The organism is Nocardia niigatensis NBRC 100131, assembly GCF_000308655.1.
GTDB lineage: Bacteria > Actinomycetota > Actinomycetes > Mycobacteriales > Mycobacteriaceae > Nocardia > Nocardia niigatensis.
Genome location: NZ_BAGC01000114.1, coordinates 191,267 through 206,764 on the forward strand (window position 1 = coordinate 191,267; position 15,498 = coordinate 206,764).

Sequence of the window (15,498 nt, forward strand, 5' to 3'; positions counted from 1 at the left end):
ACCGGGCCGTCGAACTCACTTCAGCATCGACACATCGCTGATCAGCCACTTGCCATCGGCTTGCTCCTCGACCGTCATCGACATACTCAGCATTACGTCGCGAGGATCGCTGCTCTGCACATTGGTCGTGGTCTGCTTCGCGACCACGACGACCTGCGCGGTGTGGCCGGTGAACGACACCAGTCCGCAATGGGTGTCGGAAACAGTGTTCCGGACCTGACTTCTGACCATCACGTCCTTCATACTGCCGATCGTGTCCGAGAAGGTCTGATGGAATGATCCGGTGCTCGCGTTCAGCACCGCCGAGAAGTCCTGATCCAGTTTCGTGTAGTCGTAGGTGCCCATCAGCGACGCAAAGTCACACGCTGCCTGCAGCGCCGCCGTCCGCTGCGCATCCGAACCGGTGCCCGTGGTCGAAACCTGTTGGCTCAGTTCGTTCGCCGTGGAGCGCTCATTCGAATAGAGCAGGAATCCGGCGACGGTACCCGCGATACCCAGCGCCGCCAGCGCGCTCGCGATCACCAGCGGCACCACGCTGCGCCGCGGCGGCACCGGTTGCGGCGGACCATAGTGATACTGCGGCGGAACGGGCGGCGGGAAGTAGGGCGCCGACACCGCCGGTGGCGCGCTCGGAACCGGCTGCGCCGCCGGCGGAATCGACTGTGCCTCGGATTCCGCGGAATCGGATCCGGACGTAGGCGCGGACATATCTCTCCCCCTCCTTCGAACGTGCCGCGTCAGCGGTTGAACCACATATCCGCGACGAGCATGACCACCGCGACGCCGACGAAGGCGGCGGCGAAGCCGATGGACTGGCCGATGGTGCCGACGATGCCGGCGGCGAGGAACAGCGTCAGCACGGGCGCCCAGACGAACATGTCCGGCGGGCCGAAGGTGCGCTGCTTGCGGGCAGCGGCAGCGCTCGAGGCGGGTTGACGGCGTTGCGGGGTTCCGCGTCCGGGTGTAGTCACCTGGGCGACACTACAATTCGGCGGCCGCCGGTGCCACCGCGGGGCGGCGGGGCGGGAGCGCGCAGCAGCCGACGACGCACGGCGCACCGTTGACCGTGCAGCCCAGAGCGGTGATGTCGCTCAGGCGGGCCGGGGCGGCGGCAGTGCGGTATTCGTCCACCAGGTCGGCGACCATCTGGGCATAGCGCGGGTCCGGACCGGGGGTGGCGGCGCGGGCGAAAGCCATCCCGAGTTCGGCGGCCCGCTCTTTCGCCTCGTTGTCCAGGTCCCAGATGACCTCGAGGTGGTCGGAGACGAATCCGACCGGGCACACCACGACCGCGTCCACGCCGCGCTCGGCGAGGGCGTCGAGGTGGTCGACGATATCGGGGTCCAGCCACGGGATCTGCGGCGGGCCGGAGCGCGACTGCCACACCAGGTCGTAGTCGTCGAATCCGGTTGCGGCGGCGCACAATCGGGCCGCCTCGGCGACCTGACGACTGTAGAGGCGCTGTTCGGCGGGCGGCCCGGAGGCGACATCGGCCGAGACCGGCACCGAGTGCGCGGTGAAGACCAGGCGGGCCGAAGCGCGCTTGTCCTCGGGCAGCTCCGCGACGGCCGCGCGGATCGAATCCGCGAAAGTGCCGATGAACAGCGGATGGTCGAAATACTGGCGCAGCTTCACCAATTCGGGCGCATCGGCGACCGCGGTCCGGGCCCGCACGATGTCCTCGTGGTACTGCAGACAGCCGGAGTACCCGCCCCATGCCGAGGTCGGGAACACCAGCGCCGACCGGACACCGTCGGCGCGCATGCGCGCGACGGTCTCCTCGACCATCGGATGCCAGTTGCGGTTGCCGAAGTACACCGGCAGATCGATACCGCGCGTGGCGAATTCGGCCTCGATGGCCTTGATGATGTCCAGGTTCAGGGCATTGATCGGCGATACCCCGCCGAAGTGCAGGTAGTGCTGTGCGACTTCGGCGAGACGCTCCGGCGGCACGCCCCGCCCCCGAGTGACGTTCTCCAGGAACGGCATCACGTCCTCGGGGCGCTCGGGACCGCCGAAGGACAGCAGTAGCAGGGCGTCCACTTCACGAGCCGTGGGCTCCGCGGCCACCGCTCTCCTCCTTGTACTCGAACCGTTTCCGGATCAGTTGGCGCCGAAACCGGCTTCCGGGAACCAGGTGTTGTGGCTGGCGCCACCGTCGACGTAGATGATCGAACCGGTGGTGCCCGGCAGCCAGTCCGACAGCATGGCCACGATGGACTTGGCCACCACGGTCGGGTCGTCGACGTCCCAGCCGATCGGGGACGCGCCGTCCCAGTACTCGTTGAGCATGTTCAGCTGCTTGGCGTCATCGGTGGCGGTGCCGGCGATGGCCTTGGCGGCGAGGGTCTTGATCGGGCCGGCCGCGATCAGGTTGGACCGGATCTTCTTGGCATTGCCGACTTCCCGCGCCACATAGCGGTTCACCGACTCCAGCGCGGCCTTGGCCACGCCCATCCAGTTGTAGTACGGCATGGCGGTGCGCGGGTCGAAGTCCATGCCCACGATCGAGCCGCCCTCGTTCATGGCGGGCAGCACCGCGCGGGCCAGCGAGGCATAGGACCAAGCGGAGATCTCGAACGCCTTGGCGGCATCCGGGCCCGGGCCGTCCAGGAACGCCACGGCGTCGGGACCCATCAGGGTCTTGGGTGCGAACGCGATCGAGTGCAGCACGCCGTCGATGCCCTCGGGCGCCAGCTCACGCAGCTTCTCCGGCAGCACGGCCAGATCCTCTTCGCTGGTGACGTCCAGGCCGATGGCCGGCGGCACCTCCTGCGGCAGGCGCTTGGCGATGCGGTCGATGAGCCGAAGCCGCTCCGGGATGCCGGTGATGATCACCTTCGCGCCCTGCTCCTGTGCGACCGCGGCCGCGTGGAAGGCGATGGAGGAATCGGTGATGATGCCGGTGATGAGGACGGTCTTGCCTTCGAGCAATCCAGCCATGGGGTGGTCGGTTCTCCTCTTTGAAAAGTGCCGGGGTGGAGGGGTCCGGGTCGAGCCTGAGCGGAAAGCTCAGTGGCCCATGCCCATTCCGCCGTCGACGGGGATGATTGCGCCGGAGATGTAGGAGGCGTCGTCGGAGACGAGGAAGCTGATCGCCGCCGCGACATCCTCGACCTGGCCCATGCGGCCCGCGGGGATGAAGTCGAGCACGGACTTGCGCATCTCCTCGGTCATGTCCTCGCGGGTCATGTCGGTGTCGATCAGACCGGGCGCGACCACGTTCGCGGTGATGTTGCGTTTGCCGACCTCACGGGTGATGGCGCGCGCCATACCGACCAGACCGGACTTCGACGCCGCGTAGCTGACCTGTGCGGGCGAACCCATCTGGCCGACCACCGAGCCGAGGAAGACGATGCGGCCGAAGCGGTTCTTGAGCATATTGCGATTGGCGCGCTGGGCGACTCGCCACGCACCGGTCAGGTTGGCATCGATGACCTTCGAGAACGACTCCTCGCTCATGCGCATGAACAGGACATTGTCCACGATGCCCGCATTCGCGACGACGACCTCGACCGGACCCTGGTGCGCCTCCACCTCGGAGAACGCCCGATCGACCGACTCACTATCGGTCACATCGCATTTCACACCGAAAAGACCCTCTGGCGCACCGGACCCACGGTGGGTGACGGCGACCTTGTGTCCGTCGGCGAGCAGGCGCTGAGCAACCGCGAGACCGATGCCGCGGTTACCGCCGGTCACCAGTACCGATCGGGATGTGATGTTCGACATAAGGGCAAACCTATCTGTTCGTGTTCGGGACTCGGCGCGCGGTACCGATTTACGGCAGACGCTGACGATAGAGCAGGGCGGTGAGCACGCCACCGGCGGTCACCAGCAGGCCGAGCAACAGCCACGGGCGGCTGGCGTCGCCCATGGTGGTCTCGTAGCCGATCTGCTCTTCCAAATGGCCGTAGACGTTCTTGAGTTCCTCCAGCGTGGAGGCGGTGAAGAACTCGCCGCCGGACAACTTCGCGATCTCGCGCAGCGAATCGTCGTCCACCGGCACCCGCACCCGCTGCGAACCCTTGCCGTCCTGATCCGGAATCTCGACGGTGCCCCAGGTGGTGCCGAAGGAAATCGTCGACACCGGAACGCCTTTCTCCTTCGCCAGACGCGCGGCGGTGAAGCCGTGGCGAGGGTTTTCGACGTCCTTGTCGTCCGGCACGGTCTGCTTACCGTCCGACATCATCACGATCTGCGCCGGCGGCGGCTTCTCCGCCCCGCCCAGCACCGACGCCAGCGTGTCGATCGACTGCAGGGCGGTGAGAATGCCCTCACCGGTGGCAGTGCGTTCGGCCAGCTTCATATTGTCGATGGCCGCCTTGACCGCTTCCCGGTTGGTCGTCGGCGACACCTGCACCGACGCGGTACCCGCGAAGGTGACCAGGCCCAGGTTGATACCGGGGGTGAGGTTGTCCGCGAACTCCTTCGCGGCCTTCTTCGCCACCTGGATCCGGCTCGGCGGCACGTCGGTCGCCTCCATGGACAGCGACACATCGATCACCAGGATGACCGTGGCCCGGTTGCGCGGCACCTTCTTCGCCGCGGTCGGGCCCGCGGCCGCGAAGGTCAGGAAGATCAGGCCCACCAGGGTCAGCGCCACCGGAATGTGACGCCACGGCTTGGGCTGCGAGGGTGCGACCTTCTCCAGCAGATCCATATTGGCGAAGCGCAGCATGTGCTTTCGCCGCCGCTGCTGGATCAGGATGTAGATCAACGCGATCGCGGCCAGCACGGCCAGGAACCCCAGCCAGTACTGCGCCGTGAAATGCGAAAGGCTCAAAGTGACATTGCCAATGCTCACTGTCGCGGCACCCGCCCGGCAGTCGGGGCGCCGAAGGTGTGGCGCCGGGTCGACACGAATCTCACCACGTCCGCGATCCAGTCACGGTCGGTGCGCAGGGTCATCACGGGCGCGCCGCAGCTGCGCAGCGCCGACTCGACCTGCTCCCGATGACGCTGCGCGGCGCGCGCGAAATCGGCGCGGAGCGTGGGGGTCACACTGAATTCCCGGGTCCGGCCCGATTCCGGATCGTGCAGGACCACATCGCCGACATCCGGCAGCTCCAGATCGCGCGGGTCGAGCACCTCGACGCCGAGCAGATCGTGGCGGCCGGAGATGGCGCGCAGCGAACGCTGCCAGTCGATATCGCCGAGGAAATCGGAGATGACCACGGCCAGGCCGCGTTTGCGCTGCGGGCGGCGCAGGGCCTCGATGGCCTCGCGCAGATCGCCGCGCACCCCGTCGGCGGCGTGCGGCGTGGTCGCGATCCTGCGCAGCATCGCCTGCTCGTGCACGCGGCCGCTGCGGGCCGGAATGCGGATCAGCTGCTGGCCATTGGCCACCACCGCGCCGATCCGGTTGCCGCCGCCGCTGGTCAGATGCGTGACCGCGGCCGCCGCGGCGACCACCAGATCCCGTTTCTCGCACAGCGCGGTACCGAAGTCGACACTGGCCGACAGGTCGATGACCAGCCAGGTCTCCAGCTCGCGGTCGGCGATCATCTGCCGCACGTGCGGATGGGTGGTGCGGGCGGTGACCGACCAGTCCATCTGCCGCACATCGTCGCCCGGCTGATACATGCGGGCGTCGCCGGGTTCGGAGCCGGGTCCGGGGATCAGGCCCAGGTGGTCACCGTGCAGTACGCCGTCCAGGCGCCGGCGCACGGTGAGTTCGAGCGTCTTCAACGCCGCCGACAACCGCGGGTCGGTCAGTTGCCCCTGCCGGAACGAGGGCGGGGCGTGCGTGGAGCCGCTGGGAGGTGAGATCGTCACGGGCGCAATCGATTCCGAGACCGGCCTCACTTCGGCTGCGGCTGACCGGAGACTCCGGGCACATGACCGTTGGGCGGCTGCGGAATACCCTGCGGCGGCTGCGGAATGCCCTGGGCGGGCACGCCGGGCTGCTGCGGGCCGCCGTGCGGGCCCATCGCCGGCTGGGCCGGGGCGGGCATCGGCGCTGCCGGGACGGGCGCGGCCGGGGCGTTGGCCTGGGCGGCGACCTGGGGCAGGCCGACGGTCTGCAGCACGCGCTTGATCACATCGTCCGGGCTGACCTCGTCGGCCAGGGCGTCGTAGGACAGCACCAGACGGTGACGCAGCACGTCCGGGATCACCTCGACGACATCCTGCGGGACCACGTAGTCGCGGCCGCGGATCAGCGCGACCGCGCGGGCGGCGGCGATGATGCCCAGCGAGGCGCGCGGCGAGGCGCCGTAGGCGATCCAGCCCGCCACATCCTGCATGCCGAAGTCGGCCGGCTTGCGGGTCGCGGCGATCACGCGGACCACGTAGTCGACCAGCGCGTGGTGCACGAAGGTGTTGGCGGCGACGTTCTGCAGCCGGACCAGCTCGGCCGGGTCGAGCACCCGCTTGGCCTCCGGCGGGGTGACGCCCATCCGGTAGATGATCTCGCGCTCCTCCTCGACGGAGGGGTAGTCCACGACGACCTTGAACAGGAAGCGGTCGCGCTGCGCCTCGGGCAGCGGGTACACGCCCTCCGACTCGATCGGGTTCTGGGTCGCCATGACGAGGAACGGGTTCGGCATCGGGTAGGTCTTGCCGCCGATGGACACGTGCCGCTCGGCCATCACTTCGAGCAGCGCGGACTGCACCTTGGCGGGCGCGCGGTTGATCTCGTCGGCGAGCACGAAGTTCGCGACGACCGGGCCCAGCTCGGTGTCGAACTCCTCGCGGCCCTGCCGGTAGATGCGGGTACCCACGAGGTCGGTGGGCACCAGGTCGGGGGTGAACTGCACGCGGGAGAAGCTGCCGCCCACCACGTTCGCGAAGGTCTCCACGGCCAGGGTCTTGGCGATACCCGGCACGCCCTCCAGCAGCACGTGCCCCTTGGCGAGTACTCCGACCAACAGCCGCTCGACCAGCCGATCCTGACCGACGATCACCCGTTTGACTTCGTAGATCGCCTTCTCCAGGGTCTGGACATCGCGCTCGAGGGTGTTCGAAGGCGAGGGCGGCGCATCCTTCACCGTGCTTACCCCGCTCACACCGTCAGTCGAAGTCACCAACATCCCCGCTTTCGCCTTGGTCCTGTGCGTTCCGCCCCAACTATTCCAGGTATCTCGCACAATTGCCGCACCCGGCCGTGATCGCGGCGCGAATTTCAGTCGTGAAATGTGGCTTTCGGCTATTTCCTGGCCGTGGTGGCGTGGTCGAGTACCAGTTCGACGGCGTCGGCGACGGGCGTGTGACCGCCGGTCAGTTCGATGATCATCCGGTTCAGGGCCGGGCGGTGCAGGGCGACGTCGATGAAGGCTGCGACATCGTCCCGGCGGACATCGCCGTATTCGATCGCGAGTCCGGCTGCGACCAGGCCGTTTCCGGGTTCGTTGCGCAGCGTGCCGGGACGCACGATGAGCCAGTCGAGATCGGTGGCGACGAGGTAGGCGTCGGCCATTTTCTTCACGCGCATGTAGTGCTCGAACCCGGGCGTGGTTTCGCGATCGCGGCCCGCGTCGGGGAACACAGAAACCAGGACAAAACGGGCAACTCCAGCGAAGCGGGCGGCATCGGCGGATTTTTCCAGCCCCCTGCCGTCGATGAGCGAGGTCCGGTCCATGCCGGTGCCGTGCGCGCCCGCGGAGAAGACGATGGCGTCGTGGCCCCGGAATTTCGCGGCGAGATCGTCGACCGAATCCGTGATGAGGTCGCCGAGGACAGGCGTCGCCCCGGTCGCGGCGATGACATCGGCCTGGCCGGGATCACGGTGCATTCCGGTGACCTCGTCACCGCGCGCGGTCAGCAGCGTCGACAGGCGGCGTCCGATGCCACCGGCCGCTCCGATCTGGAATACCTTCATCGGCGACTCCTCTCGTAGGCGGGCACAGCCCCAGCTTTCCATCGGCCGGCCGCGTCGACCCGATCGACACCAGAAAGTTTCCTGAGCTCGGATCGGTTCGGCGGAGATGCGTCTAATCTTGCGAATGTCTCTGCCGCCGACCGTTTCTCCGCCGGTAGCGTTGTCTGTGTCGGTCGACGGTGTCCGGTGATACGGGATGTGGTGTGCAGTGTGGGATTTCGAGGTTTCGCCCAGGCAATCCATCGGCGAGACGGTGCTGGAACAACTCCGGGAGCGGGCTACCGCCGACGGGGTCGCGCTACGGGTGGGGGTGGTGGTCGAACACAATGACGCGGTGCTGATGCTCGAGCACGAGGAGCACGTCGAAGGACGCAGCCCGCTGCACCTACCGGGGACCGTGGTGCGCCCGGGCGAGTCGCTGGCCGGCGCGGTGGTGCGCGCGGTCCACGAGGAGACCGGGCTCGCGGTGGTCGACGTGGTGCGGCATCTCGGTAGCTTCGACTACCTCTCCGGTGCCGGAAAGCCGGTCCGCAGAGAGCATTTCGTCGCCGAGGTGGAGAGCACGGGGCCGGTGCGGGTCACCAATTACGCCGAATACCGATGGGTTCCGCTCAGGGGTGATCTTCCGGTCACCCCGTCGATCCGCCGTATTCTCATGACCTACCAGGAGTAGCAACTCTTCGCGGAGGACCACATCTTCGAGATCGACACTCGTCCCGTGGTCCTCGATCAATTCACAGTCGACGAGACCGGCCGGGCGGGTCAGCGGCCGCGCGGCGTGGTCTACCCGGTCACCACCGAGGATGTGGTGACCGTGGTCGACTGGGCCCGTGGACAGCGCACGCCGCTGATCGCGCGCGGGGCCGGGACCAGCCTGGAATGGCATCTGCTGTCCCGGGGTGACGAGCTGATTCGCGGATCGCGGGGGCCGTGGACACCGCGATCCGGCTGGAGCCGAACTCGGGCTCGGCATCACGGTCGCGGGGCATCGGGGACGGGAACGTCCACACGATCGTTCCCTACACCGAGGCCGAATACCAGGCGGCGCAGCAGTTCTCGGATCTGGTGGTGCGGCATGGGCTCGAGGTCGGCGGTACCGCCATCGGTGAGCACGGAATCGGGCTGGCCAGGAAGAAGTACCTAGCGCGGGGAGCACCGGGCCGCGGTGGATCTCATGGTGGCGGTGAAGCGGGCGCTCGATCCACACGGCATGTTCAACCCCGGGAAGGTGCTGGATTTCAGCCCTGGCGATCCGGTTCCGCACGGCGAGTGACGTCGCCGCCGCCCGCGTGCCCGAGATACGACATGGCGTGCGCCGCGACATGATCGCGTAGCCGAGCCACGGCCGGCGTGGGACGGTGATTCCCCGAGACCAGGCCGATGCTGCGTTCACGCTCTCCGGTCAGCGGCACCCGGATGAGGCCGGGGTGCGGGGTCTCCGGGGCCGGGAGTATCGCGACGCCGAGGTTCTGGGCGACCAGGGCGCGCAGGGTTTCGAACTCGGTGATCTCGAAACCGACCTTCGGAATGAATCCGGCCTCCGCGCACCAGGAGTCGACGAGGCGGCGCAGATGGTAGGTCGGCGGGTTCGCGATGAACGCCTCGCCCGCGAGTTCGGCGAGGTCGACCGCACCGCGGGTCGCGAGCGGATGGGTGCTCGCGACATAGAGGTGCAGATGCTGGAACCCCAGGATGATCGCGGGCAGATCATCGGGCGCCGGGATGGTGACAGCCAGGTCGAGGCGGCCATCGCGCACCATGTCCGCCAGGGCGCTGCCGTGCGCCTGGACCAGGTGCAGGCGGATGCGGGGCGCGCCGGCATGGAAGCCGGCCAAGAGCGACGGGATACTGACCGGGCCGAGCGTGAACGGGAAACCGAAGCGGACCAGGCCGCTGTCCGGGTCGGCGTCGCTGCGGACCACGTCGACCGCGTCACCGAGGGCCTGCACCAATCCGCGCGTGCGGTCGAACAGGTCCTGGCCGGCGGCGGTGAGGGCGACGCGGCGACCGACCGGTTGGAACAACTTCACCCCGACGGCCTGCTCGACCGCCCTCAACCTGCGGCTCAGCGACGACTGCGGCACGCCGAGACGCTGCGCCGCGCGGGTGATGTGCCCCTCGGCCGCGGCCGCATCGAAGGCCGCGAGCAGCGGAATGAGGGCCTCCACCTGCGAGGACGGCAATTCATCCATATTTGGATCATAACCTCCCGGAATGCACATTGGACGGATCAATGGTCGCGGCGTGACGATGGGTGATATCAGGAGCCGAGGAGGTCAGTCAGATGGACGCGCACCCCACCATCACCGAATCCCACACGGAGACAGAGATTCTCGATGTCGCACTGATCGGGGGCGGCATCATGTCCGCCACGCTCGGCGCGATGATCGCGACGCTGCAACCGGATTGGTCGATCGCCCTGCTGGAACGACTCGATCGGGTCGCGGCGGAGAGTTCCGATCCGTGGAACAACGCGGGCACCGGACACTCGGGGTTCTGCGAACTCAACTACATGCCGGATGCGGACGACCCGGGCAAGCCGGCCGAGTTGGCCTCCCTGTTCGCGCTCTCGCGGCAACTGTGGGCCGGGTTGGCCGAGCGCGGTGTGCTGACCGACACCACCTTCGTCACCGGGACGCCGCATATGGATGTGGTGTTCGGCGACCGGGATGTCACGTATCTGCGCCGGCGGTTCGAGTCGTTGCGGAGACTGCCCGCGTTCTCGGCGATGGAGTACACCGAGGATCCGGCGACGATCGAGCGCTGGGCTCCCCTGCTCATGACCGGACGCGCGCCGGGCGAGCCAGTGGCGGCCACCCGATTCGGGGGCGGGACCGATGTCGATTTCGGAGCGTTGACCGGATCCCTGGTGGAGGCCATGACCGGCGCGGGCGCTCGAGTGCTCACCGGCCACGAGGTCACCGGACTGCGGCGCGATGACGACGGCGTGTGGACGGTGACCGGGCGCGATCGGAGCACCGGGCAGCGCTTCGCCATCCGCGCGCGCTTCGTGTTCGTCGGTGCGGGCGGGTACGCCCTGAAGCTGCTGCAGAAGGCCCGCATTCCCGAGGTCCGCGGGTACGGGGTGTTTCCGGTCGGCGCGCAGTTCCTGCGCACCGACAATCCGGAGGTCGTGGCCCGGCACGAGGCGAAGGTCTACAGCCAGGCCCCGGTCGGCGCGCCCCCGATGTCGGTGCCACACCTGGACAAGCGCATCGTCGACGGTGAACCGTCGCTGCTGTTCGGCCCGTACGCGACGTTCAGCACGCGGCTGCTCAAGCACGGCAGGCTCACCGACCTGTTCACCACGCTGCGGCTCACGAATACCGTGGTACTGCTCGCGGCGGGCCTCCGGAATCTCCCGTTGGTGCGCTATCTGATTCGCGAACTGCTCTCGACCCGCCGCCGCAAATTCGCACAGCTGCAACGCTTCTACCCCGAGGCCGACCCCGCCGACTGGTACCTGGTACAGGCCGGTCAGCGCGCTCAGCTGGTCAAACCCGACCCGCACGGCCTCGGCGTCCTGACCATGGGCACCGAGCTCGTCACCGGCGCGGACGGCACCATCGCGGGACTGCTGGGCGCGTCGCCCGGCGCCTCGACCGCGCCCGCCATCATGGCCGACCTGCTGGATCGGTGCTTCCCGCAGCAGCATTCGCACTGGGAGCCGGCTTTGCGGCAGCTCATGCCGGGCTACGCCGGTGGCTCGAACTCCCAGAGCGCGGGCCCGCTGCCCGACGTCCCGGTCGCGATCGGGAAGTAGCTGTGATGATCAGCGGGATCGACGACCACGATGTGCGCGCCATCCGCGAGGTGCCCGGCGCCCGCGGGCACCGGATGTCCGTCCCGCCGATCGAAGACGCTCACCCAGCCGCTCTCACTCGCCACGTACACCCGTTGCGGACCCGGGTCGTAGGCGAGGACATCGGGCGTCTCTCCCACACTGTTGTGGTCGGTCACCGCGTGTTTCGCGAGATCCACGGTGATCAGCGTGGCATTGTCCTCGCAGCCGACGTACATGATCTGCCCGCTCGCATCGAGGGCCTGGCCGTGCGGCCCGGAGCATCCGGGTGCGGGGATCCGGTCGGTGACGGTCAGGGAATCCGGCGTGAGAACGGCGAGCTCGTCGCGCCCCTGGACCGCGACCACCATCCGATCGATGGCGGCGTCGTAGACGACATTGCCGACCTCACCGCCCAGAGTCACCGTGCCACGGACGATTCCGGTGTCCGCGTCGGCGACGGTCTCGCTGCCCGCCCGCTCATTGGTGGTCCACACCGCGTTCCGTACCGGGTCGTAGGCCAGGCCGTCGGGGTAGTTGCCGGTCGGAGCGGTGAACAGCACCGCACCGCTGTCCTCGTCGAGCGCCATGAGCTGGTCACGACCGGTCACCGTCGCGTACACGCGGTGCTTCTCCGGCACCACCAGCACCCCGTGCACATCGGGGGTATCGCCGATCGTGCGCAGCACGGTGTGCGCGCGAACATCGGCCTCCACGATCTGACCGGACCCCATGTGAGCGAGGAACATCAGCCCGCGCCCGGAATCCAGACTCGCGTAATCGAATCGGGAAGAGCCGCCCGGGAGGGCGAGCTCCGAGACCTTGCGCAGCGGCAGCGGCCCGCCGGTGGTGGCCGGCCCGGAGCCGCAGGCCGCGACCAAGACCAGCCCGGCCAGCCCCCAGCCCGCGCGTCTCGTCCACATCCAGCTCACCTCATGGGACTCGGCAGACGTCGCGGAACAGCGCGGCGGCCGCGTCGGCGGCGGGCTCGATCAGGCGGGGATCGTCGTAGAAATCGATCTGACCGACCGAGTCCAGCCACAACTCCGATTTCGGGGATGCCACCGCAGCATAGAACGTGCGGGCCCACGGCGGGACCAGCGCGTTCTCGGAGTGGACGAGCAGGAACGGAACCGCCAGTCGCGCGGCGGCCTCCTGGGCATCGAAACCGGCCGTGTGCTCGAAGGATTCGATCGCGAAACCATTCGTGTAATTGGGGACCGCGCCGCGCGGAGTGCCGTAGTACTCGAACGCCTCGCTCAGCGGCATGGCCACATCTCCGTTGTCGGCCGCCACGGCCGGGATGGTCTCGGTCTCGCCGGTGGCCAGCCGGTGTTCCCGGGCGCGGCGTCCCCGCTCGAGCACGGCCGGATCCGCCGGGTTGGCCGCGGCATCGGGATAGACCCCGGCGACACCGGCGAAGGCCCGGATGCGCGGATCCTCGGCGACGGCCCGCGCCATGTACCCGCCGCCGGCGCATACGCCCAGCGCGGCCACGGTCCTGCCCGCGAACCGCTCGTCGGCCTCCAGGGCCGACACCGCCGCCGCGACGTCCGCGGCCTTGCCCAGCGGATCCTCCAATTGCCTTGGCACGCCCGCACTCTCGCCGAAGGTGCGGTGGTCGAAGGCGAGCGCCGCGAATCCGCGCCGCGCCAGCGCCTCGGCGTACACGCCCGCCGCCTGCTCCTTGACGGAGGTCAACGGCCCCGTCGTGACCACGACCCCCGCCGGTGCTCCCTCCGGCAGATACAGCGTGCCCACCAGCCGGTCCCCGTCCCGGGTGAAGGTGAACGGTACTGTGCTGACTGTCATCTGGTTTCCTCGTCCTCGAAGTCGTCGCCTTACGGTGACACAGACGGTAGGCACGAACCCCGGCCACCGATAGAAGGCACTTCGCGGTGCCCTTCCGAACGGAGGCGACATGGCACTGGTCATCCCGGACGTACTCGAGGAATCCTGCACCACCCGGCAGGCCCTCGAACGCCTCGCCGCGAAATGGCGCATCCTGCTCATCTACGCGCTGCTCGACGGGCCGCAACGCCCGGCCGCGCTGCGCCGGCGGCTGCCCGGCATCACGCAGAAGGTACTGACGGAGACATTGCGCGGCATGGAATCCGACGGGTTGGTCGAACGTCATGTCTACAAGGAGACCGCCCCACAGCACATCGAGTACTCGCTCACCGAACTCGGCAAGTCACTCGAAACGCCGTTGGCCGCCATCTGCGCTTGGGCCACCGAACACCCGTGAACGGCGCGCCTTCCCCGGCAATCGGGTGCCGACATCACGCCGCGAGAACAGGAAGAGCTTCACCCAATCGCGAATTTCGCTGTCGGACAACGTGCCCACGCCGTCCCGCGTGGCGATCAGCAGCTCCGGGGATCCGGGAGAAGGCCCGCGCGAATCTCCGCCGCCATGACCCCGAAACCTTCGCCGGCTCTCACAGCAGCGTCACCGTCCCCCTCACGAGCGCCGGATCGTTCGGCGAGCCGGACCAGCCGGTCGCGGTCGTCCCCGAGGACGTGAATTCGCTGGTGCGCCATCGCCGGAACGCGCCGCGCCGACAGCGGTGGATCATGACGTTCACGACGATCCAGCGTGGAATCGCGGGGATCAATTCGGTGATCACCCGCCGGTTCGAGCCGTCCACCCCGCCGATGATGAACAAGCCCTGATCCGCCAAATCGACTGGCTCCCAAGGCATCACGGTGCATTCGAAGCCTCAGTGCCCGGTCATGGCATTACCACTGCTCGTGAAGGTCGAGCAGTCGCACAATGGCCTCGGCCGCCCACTGCCGGTACTGCTCATGGCTCCACCCGGTGACAGTGGTGAGGAGCCGGTAGATCTCATTGCCGAACACCGACTGCAGTGAGTCGGCCTCATGGTCGGTCAGCGGCCGCCGTGCTGCCGCGGAGACCAGACTGTTGAGCGAAATACGTTCGTCCGCACGGACTTTCGCATCCAGTTCGCGCAGTTCCGCACCGGTCTGCGCCGCGATACCGAGTACGCGCCGCAGTTCGGCGGTCCGGCGGTAGATGGCGCCCGTCATGTCGGCGAGTGCGGCGGCGCGCTCGACGAGCGGCCCCTCTCCCACGCTGTACCAGGGCCGCTCATCGAGCGCCACCGCGGCGTCGCCACCGACGACCGCGACATCGAGCACCGTCTTCAACAGCGCAGTCTTGTTGCCCACACTGAAGTAGACGGTCTCCACCGAGCACCCCGCCTCGCGCGCGATATCCCGCATCGAGGTGCCCTCCCACCCCCGCTCGATGAACGACCGGGTCGCGACCTCCAGTATCACCTGCCGCGTCCGAGCCGCCATCGCCTGCCGGAGCGGCGATTCATAGCGACGGGCTCTGGATGCGGCCACGCGACAAGCGTGGAACGCACACGTACTCAACACAAGGGTGTTCCAGCGATCTCACCGAAGCCCCGGTTCAATCGGCGCGCTTACCGATTGCACAGTGTTCGCCAGCTACCCCTCAACACCAGTCCCGACCGCCCGGAGGAGCAGTCTTCGGCGTGTCGCAAGATCAGGCCGCTAAACCGGTCTGTCCGGACAGAAGCGTCAATCCCGCAGGTCACAGTGGGTTATTAGCTAATCGACTCTATGAAATTACACAGCTGGAGTACATCTATTTCATAGATTTTGGTCGAAAGATCAAGCGATTGCGGCATCGGTGCCGAATCATAGTGGTCAGTCGCTTTTTGAGTAGGGATGTCGGGCATGACCTCATTCGAACCTGGAACGAAGCAAGAGGTGGCCCGCGGGGACGTACCCGCGGAGGAGCCGCCGGGGAATGTTCGCCGGTCGGTACCGCGGCGTCTGCGACGGGGTGTGGTCGACGCCGCGAACGTTGACATGCGGGTGGGTTTGTTGAGAAATCGGGAGGTTG

The 15,498-nt window shown here is 67.9% G+C and carries 18 protein-coding genes and 2 pseudogenes; 6 read left to right on the top strand and 14 right to left on the bottom strand.

Annotation, left to right across the window (positions count from 1 at the left end; genetic code table 11):
- Positions 1-15 precede the first annotated feature (15 nt).
- The 9 genes from ON33_RS37470 to ON33_RS37505 all read right to left on the bottom strand — a co-directional run bounded on the left by ON33_RS37470 (position 16) and on the right by ON33_RS37505 (position 8,065).
- Positions 16-615: an Rv1363c family protein gene (locus ON33_RS37470; RefSeq protein ID WP_157184942.1), complete on the bottom strand. Its 600-nt coding sequence runs from the start codon at positions 613-615 to the stop codon at positions 16-18.
- Between the two features lie 122 nt (positions 616-737).
- The gene (locus ON33_RS42170; protein WP_157184943.1) at positions 738-971 is read right to left on the bottom strand and encodes a hypothetical protein; all 234 of its coding nucleotides are present in this window, start codon (positions 969-971) and stop codon (positions 738-740) included.
- 10 nt (positions 972-981) lie between these two features.
- The gene (locus ON33_RS37475; protein WP_245551245.1) at positions 982-1,989 is read right to left on the bottom strand and encodes a ferrochelatase; all 1,008 of its coding nucleotides are present in this window, start codon (positions 1,987-1,989) and stop codon (positions 982-984) included.
- A gap of 114 nt (positions 1,990-2,103) precedes the next feature.
- A complete protein-coding gene (gene inhA, locus ON33_RS37480) occupies positions 2,104-2,943 on the bottom strand; it encodes an NADH-dependent enoyl-ACP reductase InhA (protein ID WP_040863894.1) in 840 nt (279 codons plus the stop codon).
- A gap of 69 nt (positions 2,944-3,012) precedes the next feature.
- Positions 3,013-3,732 carry a 3-oxoacyl-ACP reductase FabG1 gene (gene fabG1, locus ON33_RS37485; protein WP_040863895.1) on the bottom strand — a complete coding sequence of 240 codons (720 nt, stop codon included), beginning with the start codon at positions 3,730-3,732 and terminating at the stop codon, positions 3,013-3,015.
- A gap of 49 nt (positions 3,733-3,781) precedes the next feature.
- Positions 3,782-4,786, bottom strand: coding sequence for a VWA domain-containing protein (locus ON33_RS37490; RefSeq protein ID WP_040863982.1), 1,005 nt, complete (start codon positions 4,784-4,786; stop codon positions 3,782-3,784).
- A gap of 17 nt (positions 4,787-4,803) precedes the next feature.
- Positions 4,804-5,778 (bottom strand): DUF58 domain-containing protein, encoded by a 975-nt coding sequence (locus tag ON33_RS37495; protein WP_051153448.1) that lies wholly within the window; start codon positions 5,776-5,778, stop codon positions 4,804-4,806.
- A gap of 26 nt (positions 5,779-5,804) precedes the next feature.
- A complete protein-coding gene (locus ON33_RS37500; RefSeq protein WP_051153449.1) occupies positions 5,805-7,034 on the bottom strand; it encodes an AAA family ATPase in 1,230 nt (409 codons plus the stop codon).
- Positions 7,035-7,150: 116 nt separating this feature from the next.
- On the bottom strand, positions 7,151-8,065 hold the full coding sequence (locus tag ON33_RS37505) for an SDR family oxidoreductase (protein WP_245551208.1): 915 nt from the start codon (positions 8,063-8,065) through the stop codon (positions 7,151-7,153).
- Positions 8,066-8,075: 10 nt separating this feature from the next.
- On the opposite strand from ON33_RS37505, the gene ON33_RS37510 reads away from it, so the two are divergent.
- The 4 genes and pseudogenes from ON33_RS37510 (at position 8,076) to ON33_RS44650 (ending at position 9,095) form a co-directional block, all read left to right on the top strand.
- Positions 8,076-8,495 carry an NUDIX hydrolase gene (locus ON33_RS37510; protein ID WP_157184944.1) on the top strand — a complete coding sequence of 140 codons (420 nt, stop codon included), beginning with the start codon at positions 8,076-8,078 and terminating at the stop codon, positions 8,493-8,495.
- A 105-nt stretch (positions 8,496-8,600) separates the two neighbouring features.
- Positions 8,601-8,699: pseudogene (locus tag ON33_RS44640) on the top strand (hypothetical protein); the annotation flags it as partial.
- Between the two features lie 53 nt (positions 8,700-8,752).
- Positions 8,753-8,911 (top strand): annotated as a pseudogene (locus ON33_RS44645) (2-hydroxy-acid oxidase); the annotation flags it as partial.
- Positions 8,912-8,996: 85 nt separating this feature from the next.
- Positions 8,997-9,095, top strand: a complete 99-nt coding sequence (locus ON33_RS44650) for an FAD-linked oxidase C-terminal domain-containing protein (protein ID WP_373281090.1) — start codon at positions 8,997-8,999, stop codon at positions 9,093-9,095.
- On the opposite strand, the gene ON33_RS37515 is transcribed toward ON33_RS44650, so the two are convergent.
- Positions 9,061-10,014, bottom strand: a complete 954-nt coding sequence (locus ON33_RS37515) for a LysR family transcriptional regulator (protein ID WP_051153451.1) — start codon at positions 10,012-10,014, stop codon at positions 9,061-9,063. The two genes, ON33_RS44650 and ON33_RS37515, sit on opposite strands and share 35 nt — an antisense overlap.
- 92 nt (positions 10,015-10,106) lie before the next feature.
- Here ON33_RS37515 and mqo point away from each other — a divergent pair, with 92 nt between their 5' ends.
- Complete coding sequence (gene mqo / locus ON33_RS37520) at positions 10,107-11,585, top strand: malate dehydrogenase (quinone) (protein WP_051153452.1); 1,479 nt, start codon at positions 10,107-10,109, stop codon at positions 11,583-11,585.
- Here mqo and ON33_RS37525 read toward each other — a convergent pair.
- Both ON33_RS37525 and ON33_RS37530 read right to left on the bottom strand, forming a co-directional pair.
- Positions 11,516-12,526 carry a YncE family protein gene (locus tag ON33_RS37525; protein ID WP_051153474.1) on the bottom strand — a complete coding sequence of 337 codons (1,011 nt, stop codon included), beginning with the start codon at positions 12,524-12,526 and terminating at the stop codon, positions 11,516-11,518. The genes mqo and ON33_RS37525 overlap by 70 nt on opposite strands.
- Positions 12,527-12,536: 10 nt before the next feature.
- Positions 12,537-13,415 carry an alpha/beta hydrolase gene (locus ON33_RS37530; RefSeq protein ID WP_040863898.1) on the bottom strand — a complete coding sequence of 293 codons (879 nt, stop codon included), beginning with the start codon at positions 13,413-13,415 and terminating at the stop codon, positions 12,537-12,539.
- A 109-nt stretch (positions 13,416-13,524) separates the two neighbouring features.
- Between ON33_RS37530 and ON33_RS37535 the strand changes: the two genes are divergently transcribed.
- Complete coding sequence (locus tag ON33_RS37535; protein WP_040863988.1) at positions 13,525-13,851, top strand: winged helix-turn-helix transcriptional regulator; 327 nt, start codon at positions 13,525-13,527, stop codon at positions 13,849-13,851.
- Positions 13,852-14,041: 190 nt separating this feature from the next.
- Here ON33_RS37535 and ON33_RS37540 read toward each other — a convergent pair whose 3' ends face one another.
- Entirely contained in the window at positions 14,042-14,305 is a 264-nt protein-coding gene (locus ON33_RS37540; protein WP_157184945.1) for a hypothetical protein, read from the bottom strand.
- Between the two features lie 37 nt (positions 14,306-14,342).
- A complete protein-coding gene (locus tag ON33_RS37545; protein ID WP_040863900.1) occupies positions 14,343-14,972 on the bottom strand; it encodes a TetR/AcrR family transcriptional regulator in 630 nt (209 codons plus the stop codon).
- Positions 14,973-15,498: the final 526 nt, after the last annotated feature.